This is a genomic window from Streptomyces sp. NH27, from assembly GCF_056859195.1.
In genome coordinates, this window is the sequence record NZ_JACEGK010000041.1 from 1 (window position 1) to 23,233 (window position 23,233).

Annotated in this window: 17 protein-coding genes and 1 pseudogene; 10 read left to right on the forward strand and 8 right to left on the reverse strand. The window is 70.6% G+C overall.

All coding sequences use genetic code 11. The features are described from left to right. Positions 1–294: 294 nt before the first annotated feature. Together AC13HU_RS05875 and AC13HU_RS05880 are read right to left on the reverse strand one after the other, a co-directional pair. Complete coding sequence (locus tag AC13HU_RS05875) at positions 295–1,686, reverse strand: FG-GAP repeat domain-containing protein (protein WP_483040662.1); 1,392 nt, start codon at positions 1,684–1,686, stop codon at positions 295–297. A gap of 231 nt (positions 1,687–1,917) precedes the next feature. Further along, positions 1,918–2,694 carry an RraA family protein gene (locus AC13HU_RS05880; protein ID WP_483040663.1) on the reverse strand — a complete coding sequence of 259 codons (777 nt, stop codon included), beginning with the start codon at positions 2,692–2,694 and terminating at the stop codon, positions 1,918–1,920. A gap of 137 nt (positions 2,695–2,831) precedes the next feature. Here AC13HU_RS05880 and AC13HU_RS05885 point away from each other — a divergent pair. From AC13HU_RS05885 to AC13HU_RS05910, 6 genes and pseudogenes are all read left to right on the forward strand, one after another. Next, positions 2,832–4,100: pseudogene (locus tag AC13HU_RS05885) on the forward strand (alpha-L-fucosidase); the annotation flags it as partial. A gap of 5 nt (positions 4,101–4,105) precedes the next feature. Beyond that, on the forward strand, positions 4,106–6,118 hold the full coding sequence (locus AC13HU_RS05890) for a heparinase II/III domain-containing protein (protein ID WP_483040664.1): 2,013 nt from the start codon (positions 4,106–4,108) through the stop codon (positions 6,116–6,118). Between the two features lie 533 nt (positions 6,119–6,651). Further along, positions 6,652–7,899, forward strand: a complete 1,248-nt coding sequence (locus tag AC13HU_RS05895) for an ABC transporter substrate-binding protein (protein WP_483040665.1) — start codon at positions 6,652–6,654, stop codon at positions 7,897–7,899. Beyond that, positions 7,881–8,834, forward strand: coding sequence for a carbohydrate ABC transporter permease (locus tag AC13HU_RS05900; RefSeq protein ID WP_483040666.1), 954 nt, complete (start codon positions 7,881–7,883; stop codon positions 8,832–8,834). The genes AC13HU_RS05895 and AC13HU_RS05900 overlap by 19 nt, the downstream gene beginning before the upstream one ends. Before the next feature lie 9 nt (positions 8,835–8,843). Further along, positions 8,844–9,758 carry a carbohydrate ABC transporter permease gene (locus tag AC13HU_RS05905; RefSeq protein ID WP_483040667.1) on the forward strand — a complete coding sequence of 305 codons (915 nt, stop codon included), beginning with the start codon at positions 8,844–8,846 and terminating at the stop codon, positions 9,756–9,758. Between the two features lie 49 nt (positions 9,759–9,807). Next, complete coding sequence (locus AC13HU_RS05910) at positions 9,808–11,808, forward strand: right-handed parallel beta-helix repeat-containing protein (RefSeq protein WP_483040668.1); 2,001 nt, start codon at positions 9,808–9,810, stop codon at positions 11,806–11,808. 63 nt (positions 11,809–11,871) lie between these two features. Here AC13HU_RS05910 and AC13HU_RS05915 read toward each other — a convergent pair whose 3' ends face one another. Next, the gene (locus tag AC13HU_RS05915) at positions 11,872–12,609 is read right to left on the reverse strand and encodes a GntR family transcriptional regulator (RefSeq protein WP_483040669.1); all 738 of its coding nucleotides are present in this window, start codon (positions 12,607–12,609) and stop codon (positions 11,872–11,874) included. Between the two features lie 277 nt (positions 12,610–12,886). Beyond that, positions 12,887–13,708 carry an amidohydrolase family protein gene (locus AC13HU_RS05920; protein WP_483040670.1) on the reverse strand — a complete coding sequence of 274 codons (822 nt, stop codon included), beginning with the start codon at positions 13,706–13,708 and terminating at the stop codon, positions 12,887–12,889. A 183-nt stretch (positions 13,709–13,891) separates the two neighbouring features. On the opposite strand from AC13HU_RS05920, the gene AC13HU_RS05925 reads away from it, so the two are divergent. The 3 genes from AC13HU_RS05925 (at position 13,892) to AC13HU_RS05935 (ending at position 18,244) form a co-directional block, all read left to right on the forward strand. Continuing rightward, positions 13,892–15,790, forward strand: coding sequence for a DUF8034 domain-containing protein (locus AC13HU_RS05925; RefSeq protein WP_483040671.1), 1,899 nt, complete (start codon positions 13,892–13,894; stop codon positions 15,788–15,790). Further along, complete coding sequence (locus tag AC13HU_RS05930; protein WP_483040672.1) at positions 15,787–16,740, forward strand: aldo/keto reductase; 954 nt, start codon at positions 15,787–15,789, stop codon at positions 16,738–16,740. Before AC13HU_RS05925 ends, AC13HU_RS05930 begins: the two co-directional genes overlap by 4 nt. Positions 16,741–16,966: 226 nt before the next feature. Beyond that, the gene (locus AC13HU_RS05935) at positions 16,967–18,244 is read left to right on the forward strand and encodes a Cmx/CmrA family chloramphenicol efflux MFS transporter (RefSeq protein ID WP_483040673.1); all 1,278 of its coding nucleotides are present in this window, start codon (positions 16,967–16,969) and stop codon (positions 18,242–18,244) included. Positions 18,245–18,272: 28 nt separating this feature from the next. On the opposite strand, the gene AC13HU_RS05940 is transcribed toward AC13HU_RS05935, so the two are convergent. Beyond that, positions 18,273–18,668, reverse strand: a complete 396-nt coding sequence (locus AC13HU_RS05940; RefSeq protein ID WP_483040674.1) for a GNAT family N-acetyltransferase — start codon at positions 18,666–18,668, stop codon at positions 18,273–18,275. A gap of 109 nt (positions 18,669–18,777) precedes the next feature. Beyond that, positions 18,778–19,785: a DUF3533 domain-containing protein gene (locus tag AC13HU_RS05945; RefSeq protein ID WP_483040678.1), complete on the reverse strand. Its 1,008-nt coding sequence runs from the start codon at positions 19,783–19,785 to the stop codon at positions 18,778–18,780. A 367-nt stretch (positions 19,786–20,152) separates the two neighbouring features. Here AC13HU_RS05945 and AC13HU_RS05950 point away from each other — a divergent pair, with 367 nt between their 5' ends. Then, positions 20,153–20,515, forward strand: coding sequence for a hypothetical protein (locus AC13HU_RS05950; protein WP_483040675.1), 363 nt, complete (start codon positions 20,153–20,155; stop codon positions 20,513–20,515). An 82-nt stretch (positions 20,516–20,597) separates the two neighbouring features. Here the strand turns inward: AC13HU_RS05950 and AC13HU_RS05955 are convergent, their stop codons facing one another. Continuing rightward, positions 20,598–22,124: an NCS1 family nucleobase:cation symporter-1 gene (locus AC13HU_RS05955; RefSeq protein ID WP_483040676.1), complete on the reverse strand. Its 1,527-nt coding sequence runs from the start codon at positions 22,122–22,124 to the stop codon at positions 20,598–20,600. A gap of 201 nt (positions 22,125–22,325) precedes the next feature. After that, a complete protein-coding gene (locus tag AC13HU_RS05960) occupies positions 22,326–23,177 on the reverse strand; it encodes a nitrilase family protein (protein WP_483040677.1) in 852 nt (283 codons plus the stop codon). Positions 23,178–23,233 lie beyond the last annotated feature (56 nt).

Consider the following 23,233-nt stretch of genomic DNA (forward strand, 5'->3'; position numbering starts at 1 on the left):
CTCACGGACGATCCTCCCGCCCGCACGCCCATCCGCACGTGCCGCCGGACCGACCACCCGGCGTGTCGCCGGTTCTGCGGCACGACCCGGAACGCTACCCCCCGATCACCACCCGGAACAGCAGTCCCGCGATTTCCGCCCGGACGAAACCACTCCACCCGGGTGAAACGGAATCGGTCGGCGGCACGCCCGGCGCTCCGCGGCGAACCGGGGTAGCACCCGCTCGGCCTCCAGAGCGGGCGGCCTCCGGGTCGCCCCGGCGGGAGCCGTCACCGCCCTGCCGGCATGAGCCGTTCAGTGGCCGAAGGCCGATCCGAAGCCCGGGCCGTCGGGCGGGACGGCCATATCGAGGTCGCCGGCGCCGATCGTGACCGGGTGCCGCAGGTCGAGGCCGCTCGCGCTGCCGCGCAGCACCGTCAGTCGCTGGGGTTGGAGGTAGGACGCCCCGGTGACGAGGTCAGCCCGACCGTCGCCGTCGGTGTCGAGCATCGCCATGGCCGTCACACCCTTGCGGGGCACGTGCTGGGCACCGGACGTGGTCAGCCCCCGCGGACCACCGAGCAGCACCAGCAGCTCGGCCGAGTCCTTGCCGGCCTGGGCGACGAACGCGAGATCCGCGTAGCCGTCCCCGTTCACGTCCCCCGCCACCGGCAGGCTGCCGAACCCGTCCGCGACAGGCGCCCCGGGCAGCCCGGGAGTCCTGGACGTCAAGGTGACCGGCTTGCGCGCGGTGCCGTGCTTGCTGCCGTACCACACGGTCAGCCGGCTGCCGCCTGTCGGCGGGACCGGCTCCTCGTCGTTCGAGCGCAACTCGTCGGGCAGGCCGACCGCGATGTCGTCGCAGCCATCGTGGTCGAAGTCGCCGACGGTGACAGGCTCGCCGTAGGAGCTGCCGTAGACGTCCCTGCCCTGGGCGTCCTTCAGCCGCGGGCCCCGGCTGATCCCCTCGCGCGTGCCGTACCAGACGACCGTGGCGCGCGGGGTGTGGGCCACGTCGGTGTACTCGGCGGCCCAGGAGGTGATCAGGTCGTCGCGCCCGTCCCCGTTGACGTCGCCGACCGCCACCACGTTCTCGCTCTGGAAACCGTTCTCGTCCATCGGCATCTTCACGGTCGCGGTGCGGGCCGGCTTGCCGGAGCGGCTGAACGGCCCGTAGAAGATGGTCTCGGTCGAGGACCCGTCGTCGTAGCCGCCGCCCACGGTGGCGATCAGGTCGGCGTGGCCGTCGCCGTCGAAGTCGCCGGTGAAGGGCCGGGTGCCGTGCAGCCGCGCGGGCTTGCCGCCTGCCGCGGAGCCGCTCCACACCACGAACAGCGTGCTGTAGCCGGCTTGGACGACGAGGTCGGCCTTGCCGTCGCCGTCCAGGTCGGCCGAGGTCGCGTTCGCCCCGAAGTAGGCGCCCTGGCCCGCGGGGCCCGCGCCGACGCCGTTCTGCGTCAGCATCCGCGCGTGCTTCGGGTCCGGTCCGCGAGCGCTGCCCGGCAGTACCGCGGCGTACCCGCCGTACCGCAGACCGTCGACCGTGGCCTCGCTGTTGGTGACGACGAGGCCATCCTTGCCGGTCCCGTCGAAGTCGTACGGAGCGGCGCCCTTGCTGCCTCCGGACGAGTCTCCCGAGCAGCCCGCCAGGCCCAGGATCGCCCAGCACACCGTGGCCGCGACACCCGCGGCAATCCGCTTGCGCATGGGAACGCAGACTCGGGACGGCCGGGAAAGGTTGCCCTGCGCCACCGATCCACCCCGGGCTGACCCGGCCACCCGAGCACCCACGGACCCGCGGGCACCCGGCGTCACACACCGCCGGAGCGAGGCCGAAGGGGCCGAGGCCGAAGCCGAAGCCGCGCCACCGACGGCGCGGCCTCGCCGCCCCATACGGCAAGACCGCGACCATCGTCCTGACCGGACGGAACTCTCTGTCTAGCCCTCCCCCTCCGCCGCGCGTCCGACGAGGTACTCCGACAGCCCCGCGCCGGTGAGCGGGTAGTAGTCGGACAGCCGTCCGCCCTCGTCGAGGCGCTGACGCGCGAAGATCTCGCGGTCCTGGTGGGCCAGCGAGTCCTCGCCGAGCGGGACCGCGTTGGCCTGCGGTACCGCGACCGCTCCGTCCTCGTCGGCGACGATCAGGTCGCCCGGGGTCACCAGGACACCGCCGACACCCACCGGGACGTTGAAGGCGGACGGGAACAGTTCCGTCTGCGAGGCGTAGTGCGGCGTCACGCCGGTGCACCAGACAGGTACGCCCAGGGCCCGGATGCGCGCCGCGTCGCGTACCCGTCCGTCCACCACGATGCCCGCGCCGCCGCGCAGCTTGAAGTAGCGCACCAGCATGTCGCCGAGGCAGCCGGTGAAGTGGCTCCCGTGTGCCGACACGACCAGCACGTCACCGGGCTGGATGGACTCCAGCACGCCCCACAGGGCCGTCTTGCGCTCGGCGTCCTCCTGTTCGGCGCCGGAGAAGACATCCTCGCGCTGCGGCAGGAACTGCAAGGTCACGGCGCCGCCGATGACCGTGACGTCCGGCTCCCTGTGCAGCGGCACCGGACCGTCGATGAAGGTCCGGGTGATGCCGGTCTGGTGCAGCTTCGCGCAGGCCGTAGCCGCGCTCACCCCTTTCAGCGCCGTGAGCATCCGCTCGGTCGGCCGGGTGTAGGACGCGGTGTGGACCGGCGCCAGCATCGAATCGTATGCGGGCATGCCCCCCGCCTCCGGCGCTCCCTGATCCCCTGTCGGGTTCATCCGCCACGCCTTTCCGCGCACAGCTCTGCACGCAACCATCAGTGACATTATCGCCTATCGATGGTAGATAACAGCCGACCGACAAGAACTGTCAACCACGGCAGGAGACTTCAGTGCCCACGGCATCCATCGAGTGGTTCAGGGCCGCACGCTTCGGACTGTTCGTCCATTTCGGGCTCTACAGCCTCGCGGCGCGGCACGAGTGGGTGCGCAGCCGGGAGGCCATGTCCCAGGAGGCGTACGACCGTTACCTGGAACACTTCGACCCGGATCTGTTCGACGCGAAGAAGCTGGCGCGGGCCGCGCGCGAGGCCGGGATGCGGTACGCGGTGCTGACGACCAAGCACCACGACGGGTTCTGCCTGTTCGACTCCTCGCTCACCGACTACACCTCGGTGCGCGCGACCGGCCGGGACCTGGTGGCCGAGTTCGCCGACGCGATGCGGGCGGAGGGGCTGCGGGTCGGGCTGTACCACTCGCTGCTCGACTGGCATCACCCCGACTTCCCCGTCGACCGCCATCACCCGCTGCGCGGGACGGCGGCGGAGCGCGAGCCCCGGGACCTGGCCCGCTACCGCGCGTATCTGCACGACCAGGTAAGGGAGTTGCTGAGCAACTACGGGCAGATCGACCTGCTGTTCTTCGACTTCAGCTACCCGGGGATGGGGCCCGCCGAGTGGGGCGCCGCGGAACTGCTCAGGACGGCACGCGAGTTGCAGCCGGGCATCGTCGTCAACGACCGGCTGGGCGTCCCCGGCGACTACGTGACCCCCGAGCAGTACCAGCCGGACGAGCCGCTGGAGCGGGACGGTACACCGGTCATGTGGGAGGCATGCCACACGCTCAACGGGTCGTGGGGCTACGACCGGGACAACCACGACTACAAGGACCCCGACCTGCTGGTCCGGATGCTGGTCCAGTCGGTGGCCTGCGGCGGCAACATGCTGCTCAACGTCGGCCCGACCGGCCGCGGCGCGCTGGACCCGCGGGCGAGGGACACGCTGCGGCGGATCGGCGGGTGGATGGAGCTGCACGCGCGGTCCGTGCACGGCGCCGGCCCGAGCGTGTACGAGGCACCCGCGCACTGTCTGTACACCCAGCTGGGAAACCGCCTCTACCTGCATCTGCCGACCTGGCCGCTCAAGCACATCCACCTGCCCGGTCTCGCGGGGCGGGTGCGTTACGCGCAGTTCCTGCACGACGGGTCGGAGGTCCGGTTCCGGCAGATCGACGGAACACAGCACGAGCACAACAACCTCGCTCCGCCCGGCCGCAGCGCGGACACGCTCACCCTCACGGTGCCGGTCGCCCGGCCCGACGTGCTGCTTCCGGTGATCGAACTCGTGCTGGACGGGGAGGGCTGATCGCCGTGACCGGCCCTTTGTACGAACGTCTGGCCCCGGCGCTGGAACCGCCCGGCGCCGACTCGCTCGCGAAACTGCTCTCCGGTGATCCCGCCGCGCGGTGCGGCGTCCCGGATGTGACCGACCGGTCCGTGTGGGACGCCGTTCCCGAGGCGATACGCGCCGAGATCCTGACCCGGGCCGCGGCCGAACTGGCTTTTCCGGCACCGCAGTTGCTCGCCTCGGACTGGGCCAGGGCCTTCCGCGACGGCGATCGGGGCGGCTACGAGGGCCGGGCCAGGTCGCTGCGGGAACGGGTGACGCTGCTGGTGCTGGCCGCCATGCTCACCGGTGAGGCGGCGGACGCGACGGCGCCCGGGGAGCCGCCCGGGGAGCGGCGGCCCGAGAAGCCGCTCGGGGAGCGGCGGCCCGGGGAGCGGCCCGGGGAGTGCCCGCATCTCGATGCCGCCGTCGACGGGCTGGTCGCCCTTGCCGAGGCGAGCACCTGGTGCTGGGCGCCGCACGACCGCATCACGGCGTCGCGCGGGGAGTTGGTGCCCGATCCGGAGAGCCCGTTCCTCGATCTGGGCGCGGCAGAGGTCGCCTCGCTGTTCGCGTGGGCGGACCGCGCGCTCGGCCCGCACCTCGACCGGAGGGTGCCCGGCCTGCGCCGCCGGCTGCGCCGCGAGGTGGACCACCGGGTGCTCGCGCCGTACGAGCAGGTCCGGGACTGGCACTGGATCGGCTCCGACGGCAGCGCCAACAACTGGAATCCCTGGGTCCTCGGTGCCGTCGTGACCTCGGCGCTGCTGCTCTGCGACGACGCGGCCAGGCGCGCCCGGCTGGTCGAGCTGACCGTACGCGACCTGGACCACTACCTGGTCGCACTGCCCGACGACGGCGGGATCGACGAGGGCATCGCCTACTGGTTCGCGGGAGCGTGCCGCGTGCTGGAGGTGCTGGACCAGCTCGCCGACGCAGGCGGCGCCGAGCTCGACGCCCGGGACCTGCCGCTGCTCCCCCAGCTGCTGCGCTACCCGCAGCGCATGCACTTCGGCGCGGAGCACTACGTCAACGTCGGTGACGCGCCTGCCCAGTTGGGCGGCGGGCGGCCCTGGCAGGTGGTGTTCCGCTGGGGCGAGCGGCTCGGGCAGCCGGAGACGGCCGCCCACGCGGTGGCCGCGGCCCGGGAGGCGGGTGGCATCGCGGACGCCGGGGGCCTCGGGCGATCGCTGGCCGCGCTGGCGGACGGACGGTGGTGCCGTGCCGTCACCGCCGAGCCGACCAAGGCGGGCGCGCCCTGGCTGGCTCGCGACTGCTGGCTGCCGCGCCTACAGGTTCTGGTGGCACGGGAGTCGGCGGGCAGCTCGTCCGGGCTGGCAGTGGCGGCGAAGGCCGGGCACAACGGCGAGCACCACAACCACCTGGACGTCGGCTCGTACTGGGTGGTGGTGGACGGCCGGCCGCTGGTGGTGGATGTCGGGCGGCCGGTCTACACCGCGCAGACCTTCGGGCCGGAGCGCTACTCGGCCTGGCCGTTCCAGAGCGCCTGGCACAACGTTCCCGAGCCCGGCGGCGGGCAGTTGCCCGGCGGCGAACACGGGGCTCGCGAGGTGAGCGTACGGCTCGACGAGGCCGTCACCGCGCTGCGCGCCGAGGTGAGCGGCGCCTATCCGCAGGGCCTGGTGGCCCGCTGGGAGCGGGAGTTGCGGCTGATCCGTGCGGTCGGCGGCGAACCGGCCCACGTCGTCGTCGAGGACCGCTGGCAGGGGCTGCGGGGCGGTCCGCTGAGACTCCGTCATGTCCTGTCCGGAGAGGTCGAGTTGGGCAACGGGTGGGCGCTCGTGTCGGCGGCCGGCGGTGGCGGGCTGCGCATGGAGTGGGACCCGCGTGCCGCCGACGCCTCGATCGAGGTGCGGGAGCTGGACGACGCGCTGCTCCGGCAGAGCTGGGGCGACCGGCTCACCCGGCTGACGCTGACGGTCCTGGAGCCCGCCGACTCGGGCCGGATCGCGGTGCGTTGGCGCCGGCCCGACTGAACGCAAGGGCTTGGCGCACGACTCTTGAACATGCGGGGCGGCCCACATAGCATCAGTAATCGATAGACGATAATTCTTGGAGGTGAAGGTCCATGCGACTCCACCAGGGACGGTGGGCCGTCACCTCGTGGCCGTGCGGTCCGGCCCTGACACCGGCGCCGCACTCCGGGCCGGCCCCCGTGCGCGGCCGGCCCGGACCCGACGATGCGGGATCGGCCGGGCAACCCGTACCGCGTTCGAGCCCGACCGCTCCCCCGCAACGCCGGTTCGCCATCGAGCAGTTACGGCGGGCCGCGCCCCCCTGGCCGCAGTGATTTCCGCCGCCCGCCGAACGGCGGGGCGGTGGTCACACGGGAATCTCCGCAAGGCGATTCCGCTAGCAAGCAATCATTCCGTCGACGCTCGAAGAGCCATGCGGTCGGGACCGTTCGGCCCGATTCCCCGGCTTCCTCTCGAACGTTGACCGTGCCGAAATCCTGTGCTTCGATCTCGGCCGTCCGTGTTCACGACTACGCAACGGAGCGTGTCCCAAAATGAGAAAGATCTGGCGCCGCACCTGCGCTCTCGCCGCGGCCCCCCTGGTAATGGCGTCTGCCGCGGCCTGTGGCGGCGGCGATTCCGGGAGTTCCGCCGATGGCACGACCCTTCGCGTCATCGTCAACATCACGCCGAACCTCACCGAGCAGTACTGGAACACGCTCTTCGACACGTACGAGAAGGCGCACCCCGGTACGAAGGTCAAGCTGGAGCTGACCGGCACGATATCGGCGAACGCGAAGCTGACCCAGGACCTCGCCGCGGGCGATCCACCGGACATCGCCCAGCAGATCACGCCGACCGCGGACGACGTGGATCTGTACACCGACCTCACCGACCAGCCCTGGACGGCGAAGACCCCGCTGGCCGACCAGTACGCGATCGACGGCAAGCGGTACGTCGTCGGTGTGGGCGAGCAGATCCAGTCGCTCGTCTTCTACGACAAGGCCGCTTTCACCAAGGCCAGGGTGGACGCGTCGAGTATCAAGACGATGGCTCAGTTCACCGACGCCATGGGCAAGTTGAAATCCGCGGGATACACCCCGCTGCAGACCGCCGGCCAATGGGTGACGGGTGCCCAGTTCTCGATGATGGCCGACGCCGGTGTCATGACCGCGGACCCGGACTGGACCATCAAGCGCAAGGACAAGAAGGTCAGTTTCGCCAAGAGCGGCTACACGTCCTATTTCGAGGACTACAAGAACTGGATCAGCTCGGGTTACCTGAACAAGAGCGCGCTGGGCCTGACCTACGCCGACGGCCAGACGGCGTTCCTGAACGGCAAGTCGGCGATGTACATCATGGGTTCGTACTTCGTGCCCGCCGCGGACCAGGCCAAGAAGAGCGACGGGATCGGCGTGTTCACCATGCCGACCGACGGCGCCTACCCGTCGGGGCAGTTCGGCAACATCTCCGACCCGTACGTCGTGGTCAACCACTCCAAGCACAAGGCCGCGGCGATCGACTTCGTGAAGTGGCTGGTCACCGACCCCGCGGCGGTCAAGAGCCAGCTCGCCGCCGACGGCAATCTGCGGCAGGGCTTCACCTACCCGATGTCCAGCCTCGGTACCGCGGTTCAGCAGATCCTGGACAAGGCGCCCTCGGTGATCGTGAAGTCCGGTGAGCGCCAGCCGATCGCCGGCTACAGCGACCAGCTCAACACGACGGTCCAGTCGCTGTTCTCGGGTAAGTCCGCGAAGAGCGCGGCGTCCGGATTGGACAAGTGGTGGAACTCGCAGAACTGACGCGGCGGGGGCGGCGCTCCGGCGCGCCCCCCGCCCCGCGCCCCGCACCGAGCCGCCGGGCCACCCGGATCCGGGGGGCCGCCGTCTCCCTGGCCATGATGGGCCCGGCGGTGCTGCTGTACACGGTGCTGACCGTCGTACCGGTCGGCGTCGCGATCTATCTGAGCCTGACGAACTGGAACGGCTTCTCCTCCGCCGACTTCATCGGCCTGGACAACTACCGGCACCTGTTCGACGACCCCAACTCCACCCAGTCCTGGTACGTGACGGCGATCATCGCCGCCGTCGGCACCGTGTTCGAGGTCGGGCTGGGTCTGGTGTACGCACTGATCCTCAAGGGACGTTCGCGCGGCAACTCGTTCTTCCGCGCCGTGGCGTACTTCCCGCATGTGATCAGCGCGCTGATCCTCGGCTATCTGTGGGCGGCGATCCTCGGCACCAACGGTGCCATCAACAACACGCTGGCCAAGTTCGGTGTCAACCCGGTCGGGTTCCTCTTCGACGAGAACATGGCCCTCATGTCGCTGATCGGCGTCATCGTGTGGGCCGGCTTCGGGTTCAACGTGGTGCTGTTCGTGGCGGCGTTGCAGACGGTGCCGGTCGAACTGCTGGAGGCCGCCGCGATCGACGGCGCGAACAAGCGCCAGACCAACCTGCGGGTGGTCATCCCGATGATCGCGCCGGTGGTGACCATCGCGACGGTACTGAACCTGGTCGGGCTGGTCCGCGCCTACGACATCGTGGTGAGTCTCACCGGCGGCGGGCCGGCCGGTTCGACCCAGACGTTCTCGTATCTCATTCTGGCCCGCTCCTTCGAGAGCACCAAGGTCGGTTACGCGACTGCTCAGGCGGTGTTCCTGATGGTCGTCTCAGCCGTGCTGGCCCTCGTGGTGACGGCACTGCGCAACCGCCAAGATCAAGCTGCGACAGGTTAGGAGGCGGTGATGGCCGTGCTGGAGGCCGAGCCCCAGGAAAAGAGCATGAAGAGACCGGCCGCCGGAGGGGACGGCCCATCACTCGCGGAGCGGCAGGCGGCGCGCTCCCCGCTGCGCTGGATGCTGCTGACCTTGCTGTTCGTGGTCATGGTCATACCGGTGTATCTGCTGGTGGTCAACAGTTTCAAGTCGCAGAACGACATCCTCGACAACCCGTTCTCGCTGGTGCCGAGCCGTCTGACGTTCAAGCACCTGTCGGCGGCGATCCACAGCCCCCAGTACAACGTCATCGGCGGCTATGGGTTCACGCTGTTCCTCGTCGTGGCCGTGGACGTGCTGTGCATCCTGTTCGCCGGTCCGGCCGCGTACGCGATCGCCCGGAGCATGAAGCGGCGCACGCAGCTGGTGCTGCTGTACTTCCTCGCCGGGACGTTCATCCCGGGAGCCGCGGTGATCATCCCGGTGATCTACGTACTCCGCGACATCGGGCTCGCCAACACCGTCACCGGTCTGGTCGCGCACGACGTGGCGTCCACGCTGCCGGTGAGCATCTTCCTGTTCGTCGGCTTCATCCGCACCATCCCGGTGGACATCGACCACGCGGCGACCATCGACGGCGCGGGCCGGTACCGGACCTTCTGGACCATCATCTTCCCGCTGATGCGTCCCGCGGTCGTGACCGTGCTGATCCTCAACTCCATAGGAATCTGGAACGACTTCATCAGTCCGCAGATCCTGCTGAGTCCGTCCTCCGGGCACTACACGGTGACGACGGCGATCTACGCCGGGATCAGCCAGTACTCGACCGACCTGACGAAGGTCTTCCCCAACCTGCTGCTCGCCGTGGCCCCCGTGGTCATCTTCTTCATCTACATGCAGCGTCACATCATCAGCGGTCTCACGGTCGGTGCGGTCAAGGGATGACCCCGCCCGACCGGTTCCCATCAGTCCAGTCAGGAGAAAGGGCAATGGAGTGCTGAACAGCTCGCGCACACGCACCCGCCGGGGCCTGCTCACCGCGGTGACCGCCGCGGTCGCGGCCCTGTCGATGGTCGCGGCCGCCCCGGCCGACGCCCACGGCCCCCACCGGCACGCCGCCGAGACGGGCCGGACCTACTACGTCTCGCCGTCGGGCAGTGACAGTTCCGACGGGCTCAGCTCCGGCACGCCGTTCCAGCACATCCAGAAGTGTGCCGACGTCATGGTCGCGGGCGACACCTGCCTGATCGGGTCGGGCACCTACCAGGAGACGGTCGTACCCGCGCACTCGGGCAGCTCGGGTCTGCCCATCACCTACCGCGCGGCGCCGGGCGCCCATGTGACGCTCAGCGGCGCCTCCGGCGTCACCGGCTGGACGCAGGTGACCGGCGCCGATGTCACGACCATCGGCCAGAGCGACCCGTACGCGCTGAACTCGGCGTTCAGCACCGCGGTGGCCGCGGGCCACGTCTGGAGCACCGGCGTCGACCTCGGCAGCGACGCGAGCACCGTGCAGGTGTTCACCGACAAGGCGATGGACATCGAGGCCCAGTGGCCCTACCCGGGCCTCGACCTGCTCGACCCGACGATCCAGCATGCCGGCGCGGGCAGCGCGGACGCCACCATCGACGACGCCTCGCTGACCCGGCCCGCGGGGTACTGGAACGGCGCGCGGGCCCTGACCGGCTACTGGTACGTCTCGGCCACCACCACCGTGGCCAGCTCCGACGTCGGCTCGGTGACGCTGACCGCGGCGCCGCCGTGCGTCCACAAGGTCGTACCGACCGACACCCGCTACTCGCTCTCCGGCAAGATCGGCGAGCTGGCCAACCCCGGTGAGTGGTTCTACGACCCGACCGCGCACCGCCTGTACCTCTACAGCGTGGACAGCCCGGCGCAGCACACCGTCGAGGCGAAGACGCGGCAGCTCGCGTTCGACCTGACGAACGCCTCGTACACCTCGGTCGTCGGGGTCGACCTGTTCGCCTCGACGATCAGGACCGGTTCGACGACCAGCCACGACACGCTGGACACGATCACCGGCAGCTACCTGTCGCACTACACGGACATCACGCAGGGCACCACGGACTGCGGCTCCAGCGTGGACCGCGGTGTCGGTGACACCGGCATCGTGCTGAACGGGACGAACAACACGATCGTGAACAGCGACCTGTCGCTGAGCGCCGGCAACGGCATCGCGCTGGGCGGGCAGAACAACACCGCCACCGACAACATCATCCACGACGTGGACTACATGGGCACCTACGCGGCCGGCATCGCCGTGATGGGCAACTCCCAGACGGTCATGAACAACACGATCTACCGGGTCGGCCGCAGCGGCATCAACCTGCAGTGGGGGACGAACACGGGCCTCACCGCCGACAAGGACCGGATCGCGTACAACGACATCTCGCAGTACGCCCGGCTCAGCCTGGACACCGCCGGCATCTACACCTGCTGCAGTGCCGACATGATGGGCACCTCCCTCGACCACAACCTGCTGCACGACGGCACGCCGACCCCGGGGGTGACGCCGTTCGCGGTCGCCGGTGTCTACGCGGACAACGGGCAGAGCGACCTGGTGATCGCGAACAACGTCGGCTGGAACAACCTCCAGGGCACGGTGATGCTGAACGGTCTGGGCTCCGGCTCGTACAACAACGGCGTGTACAACAACACCGGCGGCATGACGATGATGTACGTCAAGGGCACGAACCAGTCGACCGGGACCAAGATCTACAACAACATCGGGACGATCACGGGCTCGGACGGTGCCACCGACGGTGGGCTGGTGATGTCCGACAACCTCGATCCCACGGTCGATCCGCTGTTCGTCGACGCGGCGAACCATGACTACGAGTTGACCGCGGCGTCGCCGGCCCGCGGCCAGGCGATCCCGCTGGCGGGCATCAACGACGGTTCGACGGACGCGGTCCCGAGCCTGGGTGCCTACCAGTACGGGGCGCCGAAGTGGACGGCGGGCGCCCGCCGTTGACGGCTGGAGACAGGTGTGCCCGGGCCGGCGGAGTTCGCCGGCCCGGGCACCTGGGCGTTCGGCTCAGCTGCGACGCTTGGCCACCGCGGTCTTCTTGCGGGGCTGCTTCGGCCGCGCGTCGGGGACCGGGCCGCGGCCCGCGGCATGGTCGGCGAACGCGTCGGCCGCCAGCTCGCCGTCGCCGTCGCGCAACAGGCCCACCAGCCGGCCGTGTTCATCGGCCATGGCGTGCCAGTCGCCCTCGAACAGCGGGTCGGAGATGGCGCGCAGCGTCCGCAGGCTGGGCTCGATGACCTCCCACATGCGGGCCAGGAACGGGTTGCCGGCGCTCTGGCTGATCAGGGTGTGGAACTCGATGTCGGCGTCGCGGAACCGGCTGACGTCGTTGGTCTTGACGGCACCGTGCATCTGCTCGACCAGTTCGTCGAGTTCGCGCAACTGCTCCTCGGTGATGTGCTCGGTGGCGAGCTGCGCGGCCAGCCGTTCCAGCGGTTCGCGCACCTGGCGGGCGTACTCCGCGTCCTGGGAGGAGATCTCCACGACGAAGTGGCCGCGGCGCGGAACGTGCATCAGCAGGCCCTCACGGGCCAGTTGCTTGACCGCCTCGCGCACCGGTGCCTGGCTCACCCCCAACCGCCGGGCGATCTCCGATTCGACCACCCGGTCGTTCGGCCCGAGTTCGCCGTCGACGATGGACTGGCGCAGAAGCCCGTACACCTGGTCCGAGATCAGGGTCTTGCGGAACCGGTCCTTGTTGGTGGCCAGCGTGGAGACGAAGTCAGCCGACGGGTTCGATGCCATGATTCCCAATCCTGCTCTAGGGGGGGCGAGTCTTCCATGGTACGCACTTTTATCGTCTATCGATGGGTAGTCGCCCAGCTCCGCGCACCCGGCACGGGGCTCTCGCACCACGGGGGCGTCCGATCGGCCACCGGTCGATCCGCCTGCCCGCCCGGGCCGGCGGAAAACGCGCCGGACGCGGCGAGCTGAGCGGCGTCATGCGCTCGGCGGGGCGGACAGGGGCGACCACCTATCGCCTATCGATCGACTGAATCGAAGCAGGATGCCCCGAGCACTGTCAACCGCGCAACCCGTAGACGCGTACGGCCGTCGTGTGCAGGACATCCTCCTGCCGTTCGGCGGGCAGATGGGCCAGTCCGGCACGGGCCGTCGCCAGTGACTGCGCCCGGGAGCCGCGCGGCAGGCAGATCGGCCAGTCGGAGCCGACGAGGCAGCGGTCCGGGCCGAAGGTGTCCACCACCTGCCGGACCAGGCGCGTCGTCCGGTCGGCCGGCACGCCGTGTTGCTGGGTGAGCAGGCCGGATATCTTCACGTGCACGTTCGGCAGCGCGGCGGCGAGCTCCATGTCCTGGTACCAACTTCCCGGTTCCTTGAGGAGATTGGGCGGGTTGCCGAGGTGGTCGACGACCACGGTGAGCGCGGGGTGGCGGCCGGCCACCTCGGCCGCGGTCCGCAAAGCCGCCTCGCCCAGGTTGAGTTCGAGAGCGACGCCGGCCTCGGCCAGCACGGGAACCAGTTCGCGGGCCGGTTCCGGGGTGTCCGCCCAGGCCCGGCCGCCCATGCGCATGCCGCCCGGACGGGTGTCGCCCAGCTCGTCCAGCAGGTCACGGAAGCGGTGCGGTCCGGCGTCACCGTGCACATGAAGGTTGCCGACGTATCCGGCGACGAGATCCGGTCGGCGCAGCCGCAGTTCGCGCAGGGCCAGGGTTTCACCCGCGTCGCCGCGGGATGCCTCGACCAGGATGGTTCCGCTGACGCCGGTACCCGCGCCCGCCGCCGCCAAGTCGGCGGCCGCGAACGGCCGGTGGTGCGGCGAACCCGGCCGTATCCAGGGGAATCCCTCGCGTGGGTCCCACAGATGGGCATGGCAGTCGATCATGGTCAGCTCCTTCTCCGAGGTACGTGGACGGCTATTGACACAGCCGCCCCCGCAATGAAGTCTAGAAATCGGCTATCGATGGGCGATTATGGGAGGCCGGGTGTACCCGATGCTCGGGGTTGAACGGATCGACAGTGGGGATGCGGCGACGGTCCGCACGACGGACCCGAGGGTGGCGGGCCGATGACTACCGCCGGAGCCGGGCGCGTACCGGAGCTGACCGCGACCCGCCGGGTCACCGACGTACCTCGGTGGGCCGCGCTGGAGCGGGAGTTGTTCGCCGTCCAGGACAAGGCATGGCGCGTCTTCGCCGAACGCTACACCGAGGGCGACGGCCGCCTCGTCTTCCGCGACTCACTGGGCCAGGGTCTGGACGACCGCGACGGCGTGGACGACTTCTACGAGCCGTTCTTCAACTGGCCGACGCTGTACCTGCTCGGCGGCAGCGCGGACCTGCTCGCCGCCGCGCGACGGCACTGGCGCGGGGTGACCCAGCAGCTCACCGAGATGGGCCTGGTCGTGGACGGGCTGGAGCGGGGCTACGACTGGTTCCACCAGGGCGAAGGCATGCTGCTCTTCTACGGCCTGTGCCTCGCCGACCCGGGCGACGCCGAACTGCGCGAACTCGCCTGCCGGTTCGCCGATGTCTACCTGCCCGGGGGCCCCAACTACGACCCCGAGCACCGGGTCGTCCGCGCGCCGCACACCGGTACGGGCGGCCCGCGCCCAGGCTTCAGCGACCACGACGTCTACTTCCCCTGGAGCCTGGCGCTCAAGCCCTACGGCCTGCCGCTGGACTGGGGCACCGAGGTCACCTCCTTCGACGAACTGGCCGACTCGCCGGAGCGGGCCCGGGCCTACGGCCAGGCGATGTGGGACCGGATGGGGCGCGGCGACACGCTCGTCAACCTGGCCTCCACCACCCTCGCCACCAACGCCTGGCTGCTGGGCGGCGATCAGCGCTACGCGGACTGGGTGACCGAGTACGTCGGCGCCTGGCAGGAGCGGCTGGCCGGCCGCGAGGTGGTGCCCGACAACGCCGGTCTCGGCGGCGTGGTCGGCGAGTACCTGGACGGCCGCTGGTACGGCGGGCACTACGGCTGGTCGTGGCCGCACGGGCTGTCGTCGGTCGCCTCGGCCGCGATCGTCGGCTCGGTCAACGCGAGCCTGGTGACCGGTGACCACGGCTTCCTGGAGCTGGCCCGCAACCCGCTGGACGCGGTGCTGCGCCACGCCGAGCAGCGCACCGCCGACGAGATGGGCACCCTCGGCATGCGCTGGCGCCCGCACCTGAGCACGATCCCGGGCGAGCGCACCTTGATGGTGCCGCAGCGGTACAACGACTCCGGCTGGTTCGACTTCACCGTCATGCCGACCCAACTCCCCCTGTCGCTGTGGCACTTCAGCCGCGACTCGGCGGACGCGGAACGGGTCGAGAAGCTGCGGGAGGGGTCCGGCTGGGACTGGGCGGCGGTGCACACCCAGCGCACCAAGGACGAGTGCGGCCACGAGGAGCCCTGGCACGAGTTCCTGAACGGACGCAACGCCGACTTCCCCGAGCGGATGCTGGCCGGCGCCCTCGCGGTCTGCGCCCAACGGGTCGAGGCGATCGAGAACGACGACGTGGACCCGTCCGTCGGACCCGACGCCCTGGGCATCCACCACTGGCAGAACCTCAACCCGGTGGTCACCGAAGCGCTGCTCCAGCTGACCACCGGCTCCCCGCAGGTGCTCTACAACGGCGGTCTGGCCCAACTGCACGTGCGCTACCACGACGCCGTCGAGCAGCGACCCGGGCTGCCCGCGGACGTCGCCGCGCTGGTGTCCGACATCCGACCGGAACACACCGTGGTGGAACTGGTCAACCTCGGCACCGCTTCACGTACGGTCCTCGTGCAGGCGGGCTCGTTCGCCGAGCACGTGCTGCACACCGTCCGCGCCGACGAAGGCGCCCCGCAGCAGGTCGAGGGCCGCTACTGCAAGGTCGAGCTGCCCGGCGGAACCCGGATGCGGCTGACCTTGACGATGACGTTGCACGTCGGCGAGCCGGCCCGCCGCTCCCCGTGGGAGGTGTCCCGATGACCGCGCCGGCGCGCTCGGCCCGGACCCGGCTGCCGTTCGACCTGCCCCCGCTGGGGATCGGCACCGCCCCGCTGGGCGGGCTGTTCGAGGAGGTGACCGAGCAGGACGCGGCGGCGACGCTCCAGGCCGCGGCCCGGGCCGGCATCACCTACTTCGACACCGCGCCGCGATACGGCCACGGCCAGGCCGAACAGCGGCTGGGCCGGCTGCTGGAACCGGCCGGGGTCACCTCGCCGGTGATCTCGACCAAGACCGGCTGGCTGCTGCGGCCGAGGGCGGACGGCTCCGGCACCGACGTGGTCACCGACTGGACCGAGCGGGGCATCCGAAGCTCCCTGGAGTCGAGCCTTGAACGCCTCGGGCGTGACTCGGTGGACATCCTCTATCTGCACGACGCGGACCTCTACGCGGACGAGGTCCGTGCCACCGCGTACGCGGCCGTGCGGCGCCTGCGGGACGAGGGCCTGGTCAAGGCGATCGGGTTCGGCATGAACCACAGCGCGCCGCTCGCCGCGTACGTGGCGGAGTACGAGGTGGACGTCGTCCTGATCGCGGGCCGGTTCTCCCTGCTCGACCACGACGCGATGGACACGCTGCTGCCGCTGTGCGCGAAGAGAGGCACCGCCGTTGTCGTGGGCGGGGTCTTCAACACCGGCCTGCTGGCGGACCCTTCGGACGCTGCCATGTTCAACTACCGCCCGGTGCCGGCGAACGAGCTGGCCCGCGCCCGGCGCTGCCAGGCCCTGTGCGACGAGTTCGGGGTGCCGCTGCCCGCGGCGGCGGTCCAGTTCCCCTACCTGCACCCCGCGGTCACCTCCGTCGTCGTCGGCTGCCGTTCGGCCGCCGAGGTGACGGCGAACGCCGAGGCGGCCCGGCTGCCCATCCCGGACGAACTGTGGCAGCGCCTGGCCGACGAGGGCTTCGTACCAAGGCAGTTGCCGGCGGGATAGCGGAACCGTGCGAGCGGGCGGTTCGGTCCGGTAGCGTGCGGGGCATGGTGAGCCCCGAGTCGGACCCGGTGGGGGCTTTCGGTCACGCCGTCAGCCCCCTGAACCGCTGAGTTCGCAGTCCTGATCGTCCCGCCGCGCCACACGGCCGGACGAGGGTGCCTGCCCGTGGGCTGACCGCGGTGACGAGACGTCCTGTTCACGTTTCGCCTCACCTCGGAGCCACTTGATGCCCCTCGCGCTGTATCTGCTCGCCCTGGCCGTCTTCGCCATGGGCACCTCTGAGTTCATGCTCGCCGGCCTGCTGCCGGACCTCGCCTCCGACCTCGGCGTGACCGTCGGTGCGGCCGGCACGCTCACCTCGGCGTTCGCGGTCGGCATGGTCGTCGGCGCCCCGCTGATGGCCGGGCTCGCCCGCAGTTGGCCGAGCCGGACGAGTCTGCTCGGGTTCGTCCTGGTGTTCGCGGCGGCGCACGCCGCGGCCGCCACCACCACGAGTTTCCCGGTCCTGTTCGGCACCCGGGTCATTGCCGCGCTCGCGAACGCCGGGTTCCTCGCGGTGGCCCTGACGACGGCCACCGCCCTGGTCCCGCCGGACCGCAAGGGCCGCGCTCTCGGCGTGCTCCTGTCGGGCACGACGCTGGCGACCGTCGCCGGTGTCCCCGCGGGCGCGATGCTCGGCACGCTGCTGGACTGGCGGGCCACGTTCTGTGCCGTCGCCGCGCTCTGCCTGCCCGCGGCCCTCGGCATCCTCAAGGCGGTCCCGGACCGAGCCGCGGGGCGCGACACACCGGGTGAGCCGGGTACGCCGGTTACGCCGCCGCTGCGCTCGGAGCTGGCACAACTGAGGAGCCGTCAGCTGATCCTGGTGATGCTGCTCGGCGCCCTGGTCAACGCGGCGACCTTCGCAAGCTTCACCTTTCTCGCCCCCGTCACGACCGGCACCGCCGGCCTGGGCCGGCTGTGGGTCCCGGTCGTCCTGATGGTCTTCGGCGCGGGCTCCTTCGCCGGAGTCACCGTCGCCGGGCGCCTGTCCGACCGGCGCTCCGGGCTGGTCGTCGCGGCCGGGGGCCCGCTGCTGCTCATCGGCTGGCCCGCCCTGGCGCTGCTCGCCGGCTCCCCCGTCGCCCTGCTCGCCCTCGTCTTCGTGCAGGGCGCGCTGTCCTTCGCGCTGGGCAGCACCCTGATCACGCGGGTCCTCTACGCGTCCGCGTCCGCGCCCACCATGGCCGGCGCGTACGCGACCGCGGCGCTCAACGTCGGCGCCGCGCTCGGGCCGCTGGTCGCAGCGGCCGCCCTCACCACCCCGGCCGGCGAGCTCGGGCCGCTGTGGGCGAGCGGGCTGCTCGTCCTGCTGGCCGTGCTGGTCGCGCTCCCCCACCGCCGTGCGATCGTGACGGGCGCCGGCGAGGAGGTGCGCCACGACAGCGAGCGCGCCGTCGGACCGGACAGCGAGCGCTGCGTCGAACCGGACGGCGCGCATCGCCGAGCGGGCGAGCGGAGTTGAGGCGCGGGCCGGCCGCCGCGGTGCGGGCTCAGAGCGCGATGAGCCCCGCGGCGGTCGGCTTGAACCCGCACGCGTCGAAGTAGAACGCCCGCAGGTCGTCCTCGAAGTCGACGTGCAGCCATGCGCATCGGGCGGCACGCGCCTGACGGGCGGCCTCGGCGACGAGCCCGGCGCCGATTCCTTTGCGGCGCTGGCCGCCCGCGACCACGGTGTCCAGGACGAACGCGTGGGCGCCGCCGTCCCATGCGACGTTCACGAAGCCGACGAGGTCACCGTCGTCGCGGGCGCAGACCCAGCCCAGGCTGTGGCGCTGCACCTGGGTCAGCCAATCGGTTTCCGCGGCAGGGTGGTTGAAGCCCGCCGCGTGCAGCGCGTTGACGGCCGCGTTGTCGAAGTCGCCCCGCCACGCGTACGTGATCGTCATGGCACGAGCGTAGACCGCGCGGCTCGCCCGGCGCTCCTGCGTTTCGGCCGGACCGACGACGACGCCGCCGCCGTTGAGCAAACCTCGCTCCCCCGGCCGCCCGCCGACGTCAGGTCGCCGTTTGCAGGGACGTGCGACGGGCGCGCCGGCGGCGGAACGCCGCGGACGCGATCGCGACGACGATGCCGCCGAACGCCCAGGCTCCGAGGACCCACAGGGAACCCGTGATGGCGTGGCCGTCGAAGTAGACGGTGTTGCGTACGACGGTGGTGCCCGCGCCGGGGGGCAGGGCCTGGCCGATCGCACGCCAGAACGGCGGCAGCAGGGAGGCCGGGTAGACGCCTCCCGAGCTGGGGTTTCCCAGGATGGTGAAGATGACGATGGTGACGCCGAGCCCGATCGTGCCCAGCAGCGATTGGAGTGCGACGCCCACGGCGCCGGAGGCGAAGACCACCAGGGTGCCGATACCGACCAGTTCCCAGAACGCGCCGGGCAGGCAGTTCAGCACCGGGCCGACGATGACGGCGCCCCCGATGCCGGAGATGAAGGCGTAGGGCACCATCGCCGTGAGCCGGATCAGGATGCGGCGAAGCGTCGGACGGGCCGAGCCGGTCGCCATGCTCAGGGCCGACGAGGCGAGGTATCCGCCGATCGTCCAGCTCAGCACCAGGTAGAAGGACGACAGGCCGCGTGAGTCGCCCGAAGCAGGCGGGCGGATGTCCCGCACCGTGATCCGGCGGCCCTGCTTTCCGTCGACGACCTGCACGACCTTCGTGGCGGCGTCGGACGCCGACGGCCCTCCCGCGGAGGCGACCAGGACGGTGTCCGTACGACCGGTCGCGTCGACGAGGAACACCGCGTCGGCACGGCGGTCCAGCAACCGGGTCCTGGCCTGCGCCCGGTCGGCGACGGCGGTCACGTGCAGCGGCGTGCCCGGGATCGCGTTGAGCCGTGCCACCGTGGCCCGCTCGACCGCCGGCGGCGCGACCAGGGCCACCGGCACGCGGTGCGGCTTCGGCGCGTGGAAGGCCCCCATGTACGACAGCGCGAACCCCAACTGCAGCAGGAGCACGCCCAGCATGATCAGTCCGGCCCGGGCGGTGATCGCGTCGCGCACCTCCCCCTTGACGCCGTGTACCTCCCCCTTCACGACGTGCGCGCCCACCTCGTCCTGTCCCGCCCGATCGCCCTCGCCCGGCAACACCGTTCTCCTTTCAGCAGCACACCCGGGCGCGGAAGTCACGACCAGGCCGGGCACATCCTCCGCCGCCCGCACCGCCCGATGCCTCGGACGCGCCCACCGCACCGGCCCACACGCCCCATTCGGTGGAGAGACAAGCGGAGACGGTCCGAACGGGGCGCCGGGGCGGCCACCCGGCAGGCGGAAGCCGCGGAAATCGTGTGGCCGCCGCGTCCGCGGTGCCGGTATCGTCCGGTCCCCCGAGCCGCCGAGTCCCGCGGCCCGCATTCCGAGAGCGACGCAGATGACCATCCGGCAGGACCAGCAGGAGACGACGACCCTGTGGCGCCCCACCGGCCCCGAGGAGCTGGATCTGGTGCGGGAGCTGAACTGGCGCGCCTGGCCGCCCCGGCTGCCGGAACAGCCGATCTTCTACCCGGTGCTCAACGAGGATTACGCGGTCAGGATCGCGCGCGACTGGAACGTGAAGCACGATGGTGCCGGTTTCGTCACGCGCTTCGAGGTCCGGTCCGACTTCCTGAGCCGGTATCCCGTCCAGCGGGCCGGCGGGCGGACGATCCTGGAACTGTGGGTTCCGGCCGAGGAGTTGGACGAGTTCAACGCCCACATCGTCGGCAAGATCCAGGTGGTCCACGAATTCCGCTGAGACCGGAGCGGATGGGCCTTGATCACGGTCCGCGGCGCCGGCGCCCGTACCGGCGCCGCGGACGTCGCCCGCGGACCCCCGCTCAGACCGGGACCGGGTCCGCTTCCTTGTCCGTAGGGCTCGCGACAGGGGCCGGGAAGAGCTTGCTGAAGGCCGTGTGCAGCACGATTCCGCCGACGAAGGCGACCGCCCAGTTGTAGTCGAAGATCGGCTTGAGGAAGTGGATGTACCCGTCGGCCGGGAAGGGGCCGTCCCCGTTCTTGGAGTAGGCGCCGCCGAAGGAGAGGAAGAGCACGATCCCCAGGGCGAGCAGCGGCCGCCAGTTGAAGCCCTTGGCGTACTCGTAGGGGCCGCCGCGCTGGTAGAGGCCGGCGAGGTCCAGCACCCGCTTGCGCAGCAGCCAGTACTCGGCGGTGAGGATTCCCGCGACGGCGCCGAGGATCGCGCCGGTCACCCCGAGCCAGGTGAAGATGTAGAGCGAGGGTGAGGAGAGCAACCGCCAGGGCTGCATCAGGATGCCGATGACGCCGGCGATCACGCCTCCGGTGCGGAAGCTGATCAGGCGCGGGAAGGCGTTGGAGAAGTCGTACGCGGGTCCGACGGTGTTGGCCGCCACGTTGACCGCGATCGTCGCGACGATGACGCACAGCAGCGAGATGAGGATGACGAACGGGTTGGAGAAGCGGCTCACCAGGTCGATCGGGTCCCAGATCGCCTTGCCGTAGACGGCGATGGTGGCCGAGGTGGTCAGCGCGCCGATCATGGAGAAGGCGGTCATCGTGGTCGGCAGGCTCACGCACTGGCCGACGACCTGGTCGCGCTGGCTCCTGGCGAACCGGGTGAAGTCCGCGATGTTCACCGACATCGTGGCGAAGTACGCCACCATGCCCATCAGCGAGGGCGCGAACACCGTCCAGAAGTGGGTGCCCCAGCCGAGTTTCGAGCCCTCGGTGGCGAGCGGGCCGAAGCCGTGCGCCTTCGTGACCATCCACACCAGCAGGAAGATCGCGACGATCAGGATCAGTGGGGCGGCCCAGTTCTCGAAGCGGCGGATGGAGTCCACACCGCGGACGATGAGCGCGATCTGGAGCACCCAGAAGACCGCGAAGGACAGCCACAGCGTCCAGGGGTGGCCCCACAGGGCGCCCGCGCGCAGCCAGTTGTCACCGGCGAAGGCACCGGTGATGGTGTAGATGGCCTGGCCGCCGATCCAGGTCTGGATGCCGAACCAGCCGCATGCGGACAGGGCGCGCAGCAGTGCGGGCACGTTGGCGCCGCGGGTGCCGAAGGCCGCGCGGGAGAACACGGGGTAGGGAATGCCGTACTTGGCCCCGGCGTGGCTGTTCAGCAGGATCGGGACCAGCACGATCAGGTTGCCCAGGGCGATCGTCATGACGGCCTGGTACCAGCTCATGCCGAGGTCGATCAGTCCGCTCGCCAGGTAGTAGCTGGGGATGCCGTGGGCGATCCCCATCCACAGGGCGGCGAAGTTGTAGGTGGTCCAGGTTCTCCCGGACAGGGGTACGGGCGCCAGGTCAGGGTTGTAGAGCGAGCTCGCCTCGATGCTGCTGGGGTCGGCGAGCTCCACCTGTGCGCTGGTGTGGTCCATCGCTCTCATTGCTTCACACCCTAGGGGTTCATTCAGTGAACCAACGGTTCATGCAGTGCGGATGAGTTTCCGCGAGGAGCACCAAGGTGTCAATACTTTTGGCGATGTCCTGCGCGGTCGTGCCTGGAGGGGTTCCCGTGGCGTCGGGGCAGGGCTCCGCCGAGGGCCGGACCGACCCTCAGACGGATGCGTCGTCGCAGCTCAGGCCAAGGGGCCGCGGAAGTCGCCGGTACGGTAGACGTCCGTACGGCGGTCGCCGAGCGGCTGGTTGAAGGGGTTGCCCCATCGCTCCTCGCGGGACCCGATCAGGTCCACCTCGGCGAGAAGGATCTCCTCGTGGTCGCTGCTCGCCGGTCCGGCGAGCAGCCATCCGTCCGGACCCACGACCACGGACCGCCCGATGAAGGGCTGGTCGCGTTCGGTCCCGGTCCGGCTGACTCCGGCCACGAAGAACTGGTTGCTGTGCGCTCCGGTCATGCACATCAGGTTGGCCATGGTCGGAGCTTGTTCGGGTTGCCCGGGTACGGGCACCCAGTTCGAGGGAAGCGCCAGCAGGTCGGCGCCGCCGAGCGCCGCGCTGCGGAAGGTCTCCGGGAACCAGGCGTCGTAACAGATGCCGATGCCGATGTTCCCCAGCGGGGTCCGGAAGACGGGGAAGCCGTCTTGCTGGCGATCGTACAGCTGCTGCTCGAAGTTCCACAGGTGTGCCTTGCGGAAGGTGCCGACGTGGCCGTCCGGGCCGAGCAGGACCGCCGCGTTGTAGACCTTCTCCCCTGCCAGCTCGGTGATCCCGGCGACGATCCACAGGTCCAGTTCCGCCGCGAGGGCGGCCCAGGCCGAGCAGACCGGTCCCCCGGGAACGGGTTCCGCGTGCCTGCGGGTGTCCTCGCGGTCGGTGAACATGTACCCGGCCGAGGACGCCTCCGGCAGCACGACGAGCCTGGCCCCGCGGGCCGCGGCGGTACGGATCAGCCGCGTGGACTTCTCGATGTTCGCCGCGGGGTCGCGCAGGACGGGCTCGAACTGGATGCCGGCCAGCGTGAAGGCGGTCACTGGCTCGTCCTGATCGCCAGGTACTTCACGCTCAGGTACTCGTCGATGCCCACGGC

Excerpts from the sequence above, each read along its gene's own strand:
- AC13HU_RS05930 (WP_483040672.1), top strand. The coding sequence starts at position 15,787 with ATGACCGCGCCGGCGCGCTCGGCCCGGACCCGGCTGCCGTTCGACCTG.
- AC13HU_RS05940 (WP_483040674.1), bottom strand. The coding sequence starts at position 18,668 with ATGACGATCACGTACGCGTGGCGGGGCGACTTCGACAACGCGGCCGTC.
- AC13HU_RS05925 (WP_483040671.1), top strand. The coding sequence starts at position 13,892 with ATGACTACCGCCGGAGCCGGGCGCGTACCGGAGCTGACCGCGACCCGC.
- AC13HU_RS05915 (WP_483040669.1), bottom strand. The coding sequence starts at position 12,609 with ATGGCATCGAACCCGTCGGCTGACTTCGTCTCCACGCTGGCCACCAAC.
- AC13HU_RS05955 (WP_483040676.1), bottom strand. The coding sequence starts at position 22,124 with ATGGACCACACCAGCGCACAGGTGGAGCTCGCCGACCCCAGCAGCATC.
- AC13HU_RS05950 (WP_483040675.1), top strand. The coding sequence starts at position 20,153 with ATGACCATCCGGCAGGACCAGCAGGAGACGACGACCCTGTGGCGCCCC.
- AC13HU_RS05895 (WP_483040665.1), top strand. The coding sequence starts at position 6,652 with ATGAGAAAGATCTGGCGCCGCACCTGCGCTCTCGCCGCGGCCCCCCTG.
- AC13HU_RS05920 (WP_483040670.1), bottom strand. The coding sequence starts at position 13,708 with ATGATCGACTGCCATGCCCATCTGTGGGACCCACGCGAGGGATTCCCC.
- AC13HU_RS05880 (WP_483040663.1), bottom strand. The coding sequence starts at position 2,694 with ATGCCCGCATACGATTCGATGCTGGCGCCGGTCCACACCGCGTCCTAC.
- AC13HU_RS05935 (WP_483040673.1), top strand. The coding sequence starts at position 16,967 with ATGCCCCTCGCGCTGTATCTGCTCGCCCTGGCCGTCTTCGCCATGGGC.
- AC13HU_RS05875 (WP_483040662.1), bottom strand. The coding sequence starts at position 1,686 with ATGCGCAAGCGGATTGCCGCGGGTGTCGCGGCCACGGTGTGCTGGGCG.
- AC13HU_RS05905 (WP_483040667.1), top strand. The coding sequence starts at position 8,844 with ATGGCCGTGCTGGAGGCCGAGCCCCAGGAAAAGAGCATGAAGAGACCG.